A 12938-nucleotide genomic window follows, 5' to 3' on the forward strand; every position below is an offset into this window, starting at 1 on the left:
GTGATTCTTTTTTAACGGTTAAGTTAGAAAGGGCGCACGGTGGATGCCTTGGCACTAGGAGCCGATGAAGGACGGGACGAACACCGATATGCTTCGGGGAGCTGTAAGCAAGCTTTGATCCGGAGATTTCCGAATGGGGAAACCCACCACTCGTAATGGAGTGGTATCCATATCTGAATACATAGGATATGAGAAGGCAGACCCGGGGAACTGAAACATCTAAGTACCCGGAGGAAGAGAAAGCAAATGCGATTCCCTGAGTAGCGGCGAGCGAAACGGGATCAGCCCAAACCAAGAGGCTTGCCTCTTGGGGTTGTAGGACACTCTATACGGAGTTACAAAGGAACGAGGTAGATGAAGAGGTCTGGAAAGGCCCGCCATAGCAGGTAACAGCCCTGTAGTCAAAACTTCGTTCTCTCCAGAGTGGATCCTGAGTACGGCGGAACACGTGAAATTCCGTCGGAATCCGGGAGGACCATCTCCCAAGGCTAAATACTCCCTAGTGACCGATAGTGAACCAGTACCGTGAGGGAAAGGTGAAAAGCACCCCGGAAGGGGAGTGAAACAGATCCTGAAACCGTGTGCCTACAAGTAGTCAGAGCCCGTTAACGGGTGATGGCGTGCCTTTTGTAGAATGAACCGGCGAGTTACGATCCCGTGCAAGGTTAAGCAGAAGATGCGGAGCCGCAGCGAAAGCGAGTCTGAATAGGGCGCATGAGTACGTGGTCGTAGACCCGAAACCAGGTGATCTACCCATGTCCAGGGTGAAGTTCAGGTAACACTGAATGGAGGCCCGAACCCACGCACGTTGAAAAGTGCGGGGATGAGGTGTGGGTAGGGGTGAAATGCCAATCGAACCTGGAGATAGCTGGTTCTCTCCGAAATAGCTTTAGGGCTAGCCTTAAGGTAAGAGTCTTGGAGGTAGAGCACTGATTGGACTAGGGGCCCCTACCGGGTTACCGAATTCAGTCAAACTCCGAATGCCAATGACTTATCCTTAGGAGTCAGACTGCGAGTGATAAGATCCGTAGTCGAAAGGGAAACAGCCCAGACCGCCAGCTAAGGTCCCAAAGTATACGTTAAGTGGAAAAGGATGTGGAGTTGCTTAGACAACCAGGATGTTGGCTTAGAAGCAGCCACCATTTAAAGAGTGCGTAATAGCTCACTGGTCGAGTGACTCTGCGCCGAAAATGTACCGGGGCTAAACGTATCACCGAAGCTGCGGACTGTTCTTCGAACAGTGGTAGGAGAGCGTTCTAAGGGCTGTGAAGCCAGACCGGAAGGACTGGTGGAGCGCTTAGAAGTGAGAATGCCGGTATGAGTAGCGAAAGAGGGGTGAGAATCCCCTCCACCGAATGCCTAAGGTTTCCTGAGGAAGGCTCGTCCGCTCAGGGTAAGTCGGGACCTAAGCCGAGGCCGAAAGGCGTAGGCGATGGACAACAGGTTGATATTCCTGTACCACCTCCTCACCATTTGAGCAATGGGGGGACGCAGGAGGATAGGGTAAGCGCGGTATTGGATATCCGCGTCCAAGCAGTTAGGCTGGGAAATAGGCAAATCCGTTTCCCATAAGGCTGAGCTGTGATGGCGAGCGAATTATAGTAGCGAAGTTCCTGATTCCACACTGCCAAGAAAAGCCTCTAGCGAGGTGAGAGGTGCCCGTACCGCAAACCGACACAGGTAGGCGAGGAGAGAATCCTAAGGTGATCGAGAGAACTCTCGTTAAGGAACTCGGCAAAATGACCCCGTAACTTCGGGAGAAGGGGTGCTCTGTTAGGGTGCAAGCCCGAGAGAGCCGCAGTGAATAGGCCCAGGCGACTGTTTAGCAAAAACACAGGTCTCTGCGAAGCCGTAAGGCGAAGTATAGGGGCTGACGCCTGCCCGGTGCTGGAAGGTTAAGAGGAGCGCTTAGCGTAAGCGAAGGTGCGAATTGAAGCCCCAGTAAACGGCGGCCGTAACTATAACGGTCCTAAGGTAGCGAAATTCCTTGTCGGGTAAGTTCCGACCCGCACGAAAGGCGCAACGATCTGGGCACTGTCTCAACGAGAGACTCGGTGAAATTATAGTACCTGTGAAGATGCAGGTTACCCGCGACAGGACGGAAAGACCCCGTGGAGCTTTACTGCAGCCTGATATTGAATGTTGGTACAGCTTGTACAGGATAGGTAGGAGCCTTGGAAACCGGAGCGCCAGCTTCGGTGGAGGCATCGGTGGGATACTACCCTGGCTGTATTGACCTTCTAACCCGCCGCCCTTATCGGGCGGGGAGACAGTGTCAGGTGGGCAGTTTGACTGGGGCGGTCGCCTCCTAAAGAGTAACGGAGGCGCCCAAAGGTTCCCTCAGAATGGTTGGAAATCATTCGCAGAGTGTAAAGGCACAAGGGAGCTTGACTGCGAGACCTACAAGTCGAGCAGGGACGAAAGTCGGGCTTAGTGATCCGGTGGTTCCGCATGGAAGGGCCATCGCTCAACGGATAAAAGCTACCCCGGGGATAACAGGCTTATCTCCCCCAAGAGTCCACATCGACGGGGAGGTTTGGCACCTCGATGTCGGCTCATCGCATCCTGGGGCTGTAGTCGGTCCCAAGGGTTGGGCTGTTCGCCCATTAAAGCGGTACGCGAGCTGGGTTCAGAACGTCGTGAGACAGTTCGGTCCCTATCCGTCGCGGGCGCAGGAAATTTGAGAGGAGCTGTCCTTAGTACGAGAGGACCGGGATGGACGCACCGCTGGTGTACCAGTTGTTCTGCCAAGGGCATCGCTGGGTAGCTATGTGCGGACGGGATAAGTGCTGAAAGCATCTAAGCATGAAGCCCCCCTCAAGATGAGATTTCCCATTCCGCAAGGAAGTAAGATCCCTGAAAGATGATCAGGTTGATAGGTCTGAGGTGGAAGTGTGGCGACACATGGAGCTGACAGATACTAATCGATCGAGGACTTAACCACACTTTTGAATTAGTGCTTACGCGTTATCTAGTTTTGAGAGAACACTCTCAAATTGTTTGGTGGCGATAGCGAAGAGGTCACACCCGTTCCCATACCGAACACGGTAGTTAAGCTCTTCAGCGCCGATGGTAGTCGGGGGCTTCCCCCTGTGAGAGTAGGACGCCGCCAAGCAAGTTGAAAAAAGGACAGCTCATATGAGCTGTCCTTTTTTGTGTTTTCAGGTTATCGGTTTCATTACATATTGTTTAGTTATATAATAAAATAACTTTAAAAAGATAAAGTCACTTTATATGAGAAGTCAGGTTTTACGTTTTGTTAAAGTGGAAATAATAGAGATAGAGCGAGAAAGTTGAAAAATCTTATGAAACACCTTATAGTAAGATTAAAGTCAAATATAGTCAAAGTCAATAAAGGAGGGGGTTGAGTGGGACATAATATTTCTGACATCATTGAGCAGTATTTAAAACAAGTGTTAGATCAAAATGGCAAGGAAATTTTAGAGATAAAGCGCAGTGAGATTGCTGATAAGTTTCAATGTGTTCCTTCCCAAATTAATTATGTCATCAACACCAGGTTTACAAGCGAAAGAGGATATATTGTTGAAAGCAAACGCGGGGGCGGCGGATATATCAGAATCATTAAAATTAAAATGAATAATGAAGTTGTCCTTATTAATAATATTATTTCGCATATTCATACCCATCTGTCTCAAGCAGCCTCTGATGATATTATTCTCAGGCTATTAGAAGATGGGGTTATTTCAGAAAGAGAAGCAAAAATGATGGTCAGTGTCATGGACCGCTCAGTCCTATACATTGATTTGCCTGAGCGTGATGAATTAAGAGCCAGGATGATGAAAGCCATGCTGACATCTTTAAAATTAAAATAAGCGGGTGAAAAGATTGATTTGTCAAGAGTGCAATGAGAGACCAGCCACTTTTCACTTTACAAAGGTTGTTAATGGAGAGAAAAAAGAAGTGCACATCTGTGAACAATGTGCAAAAGAAAATAGTGATTCATATGGTATAAGTGGGAATCATGGTTTCTCTATTCATAATTTATTATCAGGTTTGCTGAACATGGATTCTTCGTTTCAAAGTGCCGGCACTCAAATGTTTAATCATTCAGAGCCAGGATCAGCCTGCAAGAAGTGCGGAATGACATTTCAGCAATTTAGAAAAACAGGCCGTTTTGGCTGTGCGGAATGTTACAAAACGTTCCATAGTAATATCACTCCTATATTGCGTAAGGTACACAGCGGAAATACTGTTCATGCCGGGAAAATTCCAAAACGCATAGGCGGAAATATACACGTCAGACGACAAATTGATGTATTGAAAAAAGAATTAGAAACACTGATACACCAAGAAGAATTTGAAAAAGCTGCACAGGTCAGAGATCAAATTCGATCATTAGAGCATGCATTAAAAAGTACAGATAGCGAGGGGGAACAAGGGTAATGTCGCTAAAGCATTTTATTCAGGACGCATTAAGCAGTTGGATGAAGCAGAAAGGACCTGAAAGTGACATTGTACTCAGCAGCCGTATCCGTTTGGCCCGAAATTTTGATAATATTCGGTTTCCTACACGGTATTCAAATGAAGAAGCATCATCCATTATTCAGCAATTTGAAGACCAGTTTGCTGAGCATGAGGTTCCCGGTATTGGCAAGTTTGTTTTAATAAGAATGAACGATGCTCAGCCTTTAGAAAAGAGAGTGCTTGTTGAAAAGCATTTAATCAGTCCGAATTTAACGGAGTCACCATTCGGCGGCTGCCTGCTTTCTGAAAATGAAGAAGTCAGCATAATGTTAAATGAGGAGGATCACATCAGGATCCAATGCCTTTTCCCCGGGTTTCAGCTATTCAAAGCAATGGAAGCCGCGAATCAGGTCGATGACTGGATTGAGGAGAAAGTTGATTATGCATTTGGAGAACAAAGAGGTTATTTAACAAGCTGTCCTACAAACGTAGGTACAGGATTAAGGGCTTCAGTCATGATGCATTTGCCGGCTCTTGTTCTAACTAGGCAAATCAATCGAATTATTCCGGCAATTAACCAATTAGGTTTAGTTGTTAGAGGAATTTATGGTGAAGGCAGCGAAGCATTAGGAAATATCTTTCAAATTTCGAATCAAATCACACTCGGAAAATCAGAGCAGGATATCGTTGAAGACCTGAACAGCGTGGCAGCCCAGCTGATTGAACAGGAACGATCTGCACGAGAAGCCCTTTACCAAACATCTAAGATTGAGTTGGAGGATCGGGTGTATAGATCCTATGGCGTCTTATCCAACTGTCGAATGATAGAATCGAAAGAGACTGCAAAGTGTCTTTCAGATGTTCGGCTAGGTATAGATTTAGGCATCATTAAGGGCCTTTCAAGCAATATACTTAATGAATTAATGATTTTGACACAACCTGGGTTTTTACAGCAATATTCAGGCAGTGCATTGCGGCCGAACGAAAGAGATATTAGAAGGGCAGCTCTTATCAGGGAACGATTACATTTAGAAATGAATGCGAATAGACAGGAGGATGAATCGATATGATGTTTGGAAGATTTACAGAGCGCGCGCAAAAGGTATTGGCACTTGCACAGGAGGAAGCACTTCGTTTAGGGCATAACAATATTGGCACAGAGCATATTTTATTAGGACTGGTACGCGAAGGAGAAGGTATTGCAGCTAAAGCGCTTCAAGCACTTGGCCTCGGTTCTGATAAAATCCAAAAAGAAGTGGAGAGCTTAATTGGACGCGGACAAGAAATGTCCCAAACCATTCATTATACTCCGAGAGCTAAAAAAGTGATTGAGCTTTCAATGGATGAGGCAAGAAAACTTGGCCATTCTTACGTAGGGACAGAACATATCCTTCTCGGACTCATACGCGAAGGAGAAGGTGTGGCAGCGAGAGTGCTGAATAACCTTGGCGTAAGTTTAAATAAAGCGAGACAGCAGGTTCTCCAGCTTCTTGGAAGCAATGAAACAGGATCTTCTGCCTCAGGAACAAACAGCAATGCAAATACTCCGACGCTTGACAGCTTGGCGAGAGATTTAACGGCGATAGCGAAGGAAGACAGCCTTGATCCGGTTATCGGCAGAAGCAAGGAAATTCAGCGGGTAATTGAAGTGCTGAGCCGCAGAACGAAAAACAATCCTGTGCTTATCGGGGAACCGGGTGTAGGGAAAACGGCTATTGCTGAAGGGCTTGCACAGCAAATCATCAACAATGAAGTTCCTGAAATCTTGCGCGATAAACGTGTTATGACATTAGACATGGGAACGGTCGTTGCCGGCACAAAGTACCGTGGTGAATTTGAAGACCGTTTGAAAAAGGTAATGGATGAAATTCGTCAAGCAGGCAATATTATTCTCTTTATTGATGAGCTTCATACACTGATAGGGGCAGGCGGAGCAGAAGGTGCAATTGATGCATCAAATATTTTAAAGCCGTCACTTGCCCGCGGAGAGCTGCAATGCATCGGGGCGACCACTCTTGATGAGTACCGCAAATATATTGAAAAAGATGCAGCGCTTGAGCGCCGATTCCAACCAATCCAGGTTGATCAGCCTTCTGTAGACGAAAGCGTTCAAATATTAAGAGGGTTACGTGACCGGTATGAAGCGCATCACCGGGTTTCAATTACTGATGAAGCCATTGAAGCTGCGGTTAAGCTTTCTGACCGATATATTTCTGATCGGTTCCTTCCGGATAAAGCAATTGATTTGATTGATGAAGCAGGTTCTAAAGTAAGATTGCGTTCATTTACAACTCCACCAAATTTGAAGGAGCTTGAACAAAAACTTGATGAAGTCCGTAAAGAAAAAGATGCAGCGGTGCAAAGCCAAGAGTTTGAAAAAGCCGCCTCATTACGCGATACAGAACAGCGTTTAAGAGAACAAGTGGAAGATACGAAGAAAACGTGGAAAGAGAAACAAGGCCAGGAAAATTCAGAAGTATCGGTTGAAGATATCGCAATGGTTGTTTCAAGTTGGACCGGGGTTCCTGTTTCCAAAATTGCGCAAACTGAAACGGATAAGCTGCTGAATATGGAAAATCTCCTTCATTCCCGTGTTATCGGGCAGGATGAAGCCGTTGTAGCTGTTGCTAAGGCTGTCAGACGCGCGAGAGCAGGGTTGAAAGACCCGAAACGGCCGATTGGTTCATTCGTATTCTTAGGCCCTACAGGTGTAGGGAAAACCGAGCTTGCAAGAGCACTTGCTGAATCCATTTTCGGTGATGAAGAAGCGATGATCAGAATCGATATGTCAGAATACATGGAGAAACACTCGACATCAAGACTTGTCGGTTCACCTCCTGGATATGTCGGTTATGATGAAGGCGGTCAGTTAACAGAAAAAGTTAGAAGAAAACCATACTCTGTTGTGCTGCTTGATGAAATTGAAAAAGCGCATCCGGATGTATTCAATATTCTTTTACAAGTGCTTGAAGATGGCCGTCTGACTGATTCGAAGGGACGCACAGTTGATTTCCGCAATACAATTCTTATCATGACGTCGAACGTCGGAGCCAGCGAGCTGAAACGCAATAAGTACGTTGGTTTTAATGTTCAGGATGAGACTCAAAATCACAAAGACATGAAAGATAAAGTAATGGGTGAGCTGAAACGGGCATTCAGACCGGAGTTTATCAACCGTATTGATGAAATCATTGTATTCCACTCACTCGAGAAGAAACATCTGAATGAAATTGTGACACTTATGTCGGATCAATTAACAAAACGCCTAAAAGAACAAGACCTATCAATTGAGCTGACAGAAGCTGCAAAAGCGAAAGTAGCTGATGAAGGGGTAGATCTGGAGTACGGCGCCCGTCCGTTAAGAAGAGCAATTCAAAAGCATGTAGAAGACCGTTTATCAGAGGAACTGCTTAGAGGAAATATTGATAAAGGTCAGCATATTGTGCTTGATGTTGAAGATGGGGAGTTTGTCGTAAAAACGACAGCTAAAACGAATAATTTATAAGATGAAAAAGAGGCATACAGCAAGTAAGTGTATGCCTCAATTTCTTATCAAGGAAACTGACAAGGGAGAGGTCTTACATCATCTATGGCTAAATCAAAAACGAAATTTATCTGCCAATCCTGCGGCTATGAATCCGCAAAGTGGATGGGGAAATGTCCAGGCTGCGGAGCTTGGAACACAATGACAGAAGAAACAGTAAAAAAAACACCGGCTAATCGCAGAGCAGCTTTTGCACACTCTACCCAAACCGTAAAGAAACCTTCACCTATCACATCAATAGAAACATCTGAAGAACCCCGAATTAAAACACAGCTTGGAGAATTTAACAGAGTGCTGGGCGGCGGTGTTGTGAAGGGCTCACTTGTCTTAATTGGAGGAGATCCCGGTATTGGTAAGTCAACCTTGCTGCTTCAGGTATCCGCTCAGTTATCAGACTCCACGCATAGTGTGCTCTACATTTCAGGCGAGGAATCTGTGAAACAAACGAAACTCAGAGCAGATCGGCTCGGTATTAATAACCAAACGTTACATGTTTTATCTGAAACCGACATGGAGTATATTTCGTCTGCTATACAAGAGATGAATCCAGCATTTGTGGTTGTTGACTCCATTCAGACGGTCTATCAAAGCGATATTACATCAGCTCCGGGCAGTGTGTCGCAAGTCAGGGAGTGTACGGCAGAGCTGATGAGAATTGCCAAGACAAAGGGTATACCGATTTTTATCGTAGGACATGTAACAAAAGAAGGTTCAATTGCTGGCCCGAGACTGTTGGAACACATGGTTGATACTGTTCTTTACTTTGAAGGAGAGAGGCATCATACGTTCCGCATCCTGCGGGCAGTAAAAAACCGTTTCGGCTCTACAAATGAAATGGGCATTTTCGAAATGCGGGAAGAGGGTCTGACAGAGGTGCTGAATCCTTCTGAAATCTTTCTTGAGGAACGATCAGCCGGAGCGGCAGGTTCCAGCATAGTAGCATCTATGGAAGGCACCAGACCGATTCTCGTGGAAATACAGGCCCTTATCTCACCGACCAGCTTTGGGAATCCCCGGCGTATGGCCACGGGAATTGACCATAACAGAGTGTCACTGCTGATGGCTGTGTTAGAAAAAAGAGTCGGGCTGCTGCTTCAAAATCAAGATGCGTATTTAAAGGTAGCAGGCGGCGTTAAGCTCGATGAACCGGCAATCGATCTCGCTGTATCTGTCAGTATTGCATCAAGCTTTAGAGATACACCGCCAAATCCTGCCGACTGCATTATAGGAGAAGTCGGTTTAACAGGTGAGGTCCGCAGGGTATCCAGAATTGAACAGCGTGTGAAAGAAGCTGCTAAACTTGGATTTAAGCGTATGATCATACCTGCGGCGAATTTAGATGGATGGACAAAACCAAAAGGGATTGAGGTTGTCGGAGTAGCAAATGTTGCAGAAGCGCTTCGTACTTCATTAGGAGGATCTTAATAGATGGAAAAAGAGAAAAAAGGGGCGAAACAAGAGTTGGATCTCTCGGCTATATTACAATTTGTGGCGCCGGGAACGCCGCTCAGAGCTGGAATAGAGAATGTTTTAAGAGCCAATACAGGCGGTTTAATTGTTGTAGGCTACAACGATAAAGTGAAAGAGGTAGTGGATGGCGGCTTTCATATTAATACGTCCTTTGCGCCGGCGCATTTGTATGAGCTGGCTAAGATGGACGGGGCTATCATTTTAAGTGATTCCGGGCAAAAAATACTTTATGCCAATACTCAGCTGATGCCTGAGGCGACAATATCTTCTTCTGAAACCGGAATGCGTCACCGCACGGCGGAAAGGGTAGCGAAACAAACGGGCTGTTTGGTTATCGCCATCTCAGAGCGGAGAAATGTCATTACGTTATATCAGGAAAACATGAGGTATACGTTAAAAGACATCGGCTTTATCTTAACAAAAGCAAATCAAGCCATTCAAACGCTTGAAAAGTATAAGACCATTCTTGATAAAACGATAACGGCGCTGAATGCCTTGGAATTTGAAGAGCTGGTCACATTCAGTGATGTGCTCTCCGTTATGCACAGATATGAAATGGTGCTGAGAATTAAAAATGAAATTAATATGTATATCAAAGAATTAGGTACCGAAGGACATTTAATCAGGTTGCAGGTCATTGAGCTAATTACAGACATGGAAGAAGAGGCTGCCTTATTTATTAAGGACTATGTGAAGGAAAAAATCAAAGACCCATTTGTGCTTTTGAAGGAGCTTCAGGATATGTCCAGTTATGATTTGCTGGATGACTCTATTGTATATAAGCTGCTTGGTTATTCAGCCTCTACAAATCTTGAAGATTATGTTTTACCTAGAGGTTACAGACTTCTTCATAAAATCCCGCGGCTGCCGATGCCGATTGTTGAGAATGTAGTGGAAGCTTTTGGCGTTCTGCCAAGGATTATTGAAGCAAGTGCAGAAGAATTAGATGACGTTGAGGGCATAGGTGAGGTACGAGCCCAAAAAATTAAAAAAGGCTTAAAACGTCTTCAAGAAAAGCATTATATTGACAGACAGCTGTAAATGTCGATTAAAACGATTTCATTTCGGGTATATTATTGCTGGTTTTTGTTTATTCTGATATTCGTAGGTTTTTACAAATTTTGATTCAAAAAATATTTATCTTAAAAAGGAGGTGGGGGTATGTTAAAACGAATAGTTCAGGCGTTCTTCATTATTTTTGGCGGCGTTGTCGGTATATTTTTAATACCTGAATTGTTTGTGCTGTTAAATATACAGGACATACCTTTAGTAACAAACGCGTATACGTCTGCGGCAATTGGTGCCATTATCTTTTTTCTCATTAGTATATGGGGAACAGAATATGTTGTAAATTGGGTGAAGTGGATAGAGGATTCTTTGTTGAAAGCTCCGGTTCCAGATTTGTTATTTGGGAGTCTCGGCTTAGTATTTGGACTTATAATCGCTTATCTTATCGTAAATGTGATTCCTTTAGACAATATACCATACCGTATTCTCAGCACGATTATTCCTGTCTTTTTAGCTTTCTTTCTGGGCTATCTCGGCTTTCAGGTCGGCTTTAAGAAAAAGGATGAGCTAATCAGCCTGTTCTCGATTTCTTCAAGAATGCAAAAGAAAAAAGGTACGGCTGAGGAAGAGCATGAAGAGCAGGATAAAAAGCTGAAAATTTTAGACACAAGTGTTATTATTGATGGGAGAATTGCAGATATTTGCCAAACTGGTTTTTTAGAAGGGATCATCGTTATTCCGCAGTTTGTCCTTGGAGAATTGCAGCATATTGCCGATTCTTCTGACGTATTAAAGCGAAACAGAGGACGCCGCGGCCTTGATATTTTAAATCGCATCCAAAAAGAATTGGATATTAAAGTGGAAATATATGAAGGCGACTTTGAAGATATACAGGAGGTTGACAGCAAGCTTGTCAAATTGGCCAAACTGACTTCCGGAGTCGTAGTGACAAATGATTTTAATTTAAATAAAGTATGTGAGCTTCAAAAAGTAGCGGTGCTGAACATTAATGATCTGGCCAATGCTGTGAAGCCTGTAGTGCTTCCGGGTGAAGAAATGAATGTGCAGGTCATCAAAGACGGGAAAGAGCATAACCAAGGTGTTGCCTACTTGGATGACGGTACTATGATTGTCGTGGAAGAAGGGCGGAACTATATTGGCAAGCATATTGATGTGCTCGTAACAAGTGTGCTGCAAACAGCGGCTGGAAGAATGATTTTTGCAAAGCCGAAGCTGTTGGAGAAGGCTCTTTAGAGGGAGAAAGAATATGAACTATGATGTAGTGATTCTTGCCGCCGGACAGGGGAAACGAATGAAGGCGGGAAGGAATAAGCTGTTTATTGAGCTGAAAGATGCTCCGGTTATCATTCACACTTTAAGAGTGTTTGACAGCCATAGACCGTGCCGAAAGATCATCTTAGTCATAAATGAACATGACCATGAAGATTTTCAAGGACTGCTGAAACAGTATTCGTTTGATACAGCGATCGAGGTTGTGAAGGGCGGAAATGAACGGCAGCATAGTGTGTATGAGGGCCTCAAAACAATAAGGCAAGAAAATATTGTGCTTGTTCACGACGGCGCGCGTCCTTTTGTGAAGCATAAACAAATTGATAAGCTGATCGAAACAGCAGAGCAGACAGGAGCGGCAATCCTTGCTGTTCCTGTGAAAGACACCATTAAACGCGTTCAAGGCTCTGAAGTCACTGAGACTATTGAACGTTCAAGCTTGTGGGCCGTTCAAACGCCACAAGCTTTTCGTCTTTCCTTATTGATGGAGGCTCATAGGGAAGCTGAAAGAAAAGGTTTTTTAGGAACGGATGACGCCAGTCTCGTTGAGGAGCTGGAGGGTGCTGATGTAAGTGTAGTCGAAGGTGATTACACGAATATTAAACTGACGACACCGGATGATTTAATAGCGGCAGAAGCAATCATGAGAGCGGAAAGTGGGAATGAATATGTTTAGAATCGGACAAGGTTTTGATGTGCATCAGCTGGCGGAAGGCCGGCCTCTTATTATCGGAGGAATTGAAATCCCTTATGAAAAGGGTCTGCTCGGACATTCTGATGCTGATGTTTTACTTCATACAATTGCTGACGCCTGCCTCGGAGCAGTTGGAGAGGGAGACATCGGCAAGCATTTTCCAGATACGGATCCGGAATTTAAGGACGCGGATTCCTTCAAATTGCTGCAGCATGTTTGGGATATTGTGAAACAAAAAGGTTATGTTCTTGGGAATCTGGATTGTACCATTATCGCCCAAAAGCCGAAGATGGCGCCATACATAGAAGACATGAGAAAAAGAATTGCTGAAGGCCTTGAAGCCGATACCTCTCAGATTAATGTAAAGGCTACGACAACTGAGAAACTTGGGTTTACGGGCAGAGCCGAAGGAATAGCGGCGCAGGCGACAGTGCTGATACAAAAAGGCTAATCTTATTTTGATGCGCGATCTATTTGGTGGTAGAATAGATGCATATATTTTACTTG

9 protein-coding genes and 2 rRNA genes are annotated in these 12938 nt (G+C 44.8%); all 11 read left to right on the forward strand.

Annotated features, from left to right (window positions below):
• Nucleotides 1–16 precede the first annotated feature (16 nt).
• The 11 genes from AAHT65_RS07015 to ispF all read left to right on the forward strand — a co-directional run bounded on the left by AAHT65_RS07015 (nt 17) and on the right by ispF (nt 12882).
• A 23S ribosomal RNA gene (locus AAHT65_RS07015) occupies nt 17–2944 on the forward strand.
• Nucleotides 2945–2999: 55 nt separating this feature from the next.
• Nucleotides 3000–3115, forward strand: a 5S ribosomal RNA gene (gene rrf, locus AAHT65_RS07020).
• A 253-nt stretch (nt 3116–3368) separates the two neighbouring features.
• Nucleotides 3369–3833, forward strand: coding sequence for a transcriptional regulator CtsR (gene ctsR, locus AAHT65_RS07025; RefSeq protein ID WP_003328320.1), 465 nt, complete (start codon nt 3369–3371; stop codon nt 3831–3833).
• 13 nt (nt 3834–3846) lie between these two features.
• Nucleotides 3847–4404 carry a UvrB/UvrC motif-containing protein gene (locus AAHT65_RS07030; protein ID WP_003328319.1) on the forward strand — a complete coding sequence of 186 codons (558 nt, stop codon included), beginning with the start codon at nt 3847–3849 and terminating at the stop codon, nt 4402–4404.
• Complete coding sequence (locus AAHT65_RS07035) at nt 4404–5495, forward strand: protein arginine kinase (RefSeq protein ID WP_010787416.1); 1092 nt, start codon at nt 4404–4406, stop codon at nt 5493–5495. Before AAHT65_RS07030 ends, AAHT65_RS07035 begins: the two co-directional genes overlap by 1 nt.
• Nucleotides 5492–7930: an ATP-dependent protease ATP-binding subunit ClpC gene (clpC, locus tag AAHT65_RS07040; protein WP_003328317.1), complete on the forward strand. Its 2439-nt coding sequence runs from the start codon at nt 5492–5494 to the stop codon at nt 7928–7930. Before AAHT65_RS07035 ends, clpC begins: the two co-directional genes overlap by 4 nt.
• 84 nt (nt 7931–8014) lie before the next feature.
• Complete coding sequence (gene radA, locus AAHT65_RS07045) at nt 8015–9394, forward strand: DNA repair protein RadA (RefSeq protein WP_106048265.1); 1380 nt, start codon at nt 8015–8017, stop codon at nt 9392–9394.
• 3 nt (nt 9395–9397) lie between these two features.
• Nucleotides 9398–10480, forward strand: a complete 1083-nt coding sequence (gene disA, locus AAHT65_RS07050; RefSeq protein WP_010787418.1) for a DNA integrity scanning diadenylate cyclase DisA — start codon at nt 9398–9400, stop codon at nt 10478–10480.
• Between the two features lie 120 nt (nt 10481–10600).
• Entirely contained in the window at nt 10601–11701 is a 1101-nt protein-coding gene (locus tag AAHT65_RS07055) for a PIN/TRAM domain-containing protein (protein ID WP_003328314.1), read from the forward strand.
• A 13-nt stretch (nt 11702–11714) separates the two neighbouring features.
• Complete coding sequence (gene ispD, locus AAHT65_RS07060; protein ID WP_343311216.1) at nt 11715–12413, forward strand: 2-C-methyl-D-erythritol 4-phosphate cytidylyltransferase; 699 nt, start codon at nt 11715–11717, stop codon at nt 12411–12413.
• Nucleotides 12406–12882: a 2-C-methyl-D-erythritol 2,4-cyclodiphosphate synthase gene (gene ispF / locus AAHT65_RS07065; RefSeq protein ID WP_003328312.1), complete on the forward strand. Its 477-nt coding sequence runs from the start codon at nt 12406–12408 to the stop codon at nt 12880–12882. Before ispD ends, ispF begins: the two co-directional genes overlap by 8 nt.
• Nucleotides 12883–12938: the final 56 nt, after the last annotated feature.

Source organism: Bacillus atrophaeus (assembly GCF_039519175.1).
Lineage (GTDB): Bacteria > Bacillota > Bacilli > Bacillales > Bacillaceae > Bacillus > Bacillus atrophaeus.

Bases quoted from the DNA above. Each gene is read 5' to 3' on its own strand.
- AAHT65_RS07035 (WP_010787416.1), top strand. From the start codon at position 4,404: ATGTCGCTAAAGCATTTTATTCAGGACGCATTAAGCAGTTGGATGAAG.
- clpC (WP_003328317.1), top strand. From the start codon at position 5,492: ATGATGTTTGGAAGATTTACAGAGCGCGCGCAAAAGGTATTGGCACTT.
- radA (WP_106048265.1), top strand. From the start codon at position 8,015: ATGGCTAAATCAAAAACGAAATTTATCTGCCAATCCTGCGGCTATGAA.
- disA (WP_010787418.1), top strand. From the start codon at position 9,398: ATGGAAAAAGAGAAAAAAGGGGCGAAACAAGAGTTGGATCTCTCGGCT.
- AAHT65_RS07055 (WP_003328314.1), top strand. From the start codon at position 10,601: ATGTTAAAACGAATAGTTCAGGCGTTCTTCATTATTTTTGGCGGCGTT.
- ispD (WP_343311216.1), top strand. From the start codon at position 11,715: ATGAACTATGATGTAGTGATTCTTGCCGCCGGACAGGGGAAACGAATG.
- ispF (WP_003328312.1), top strand. From the start codon at position 12,406: ATGTTTAGAATCGGACAAGGTTTTGATGTGCATCAGCTGGCGGAAGGC.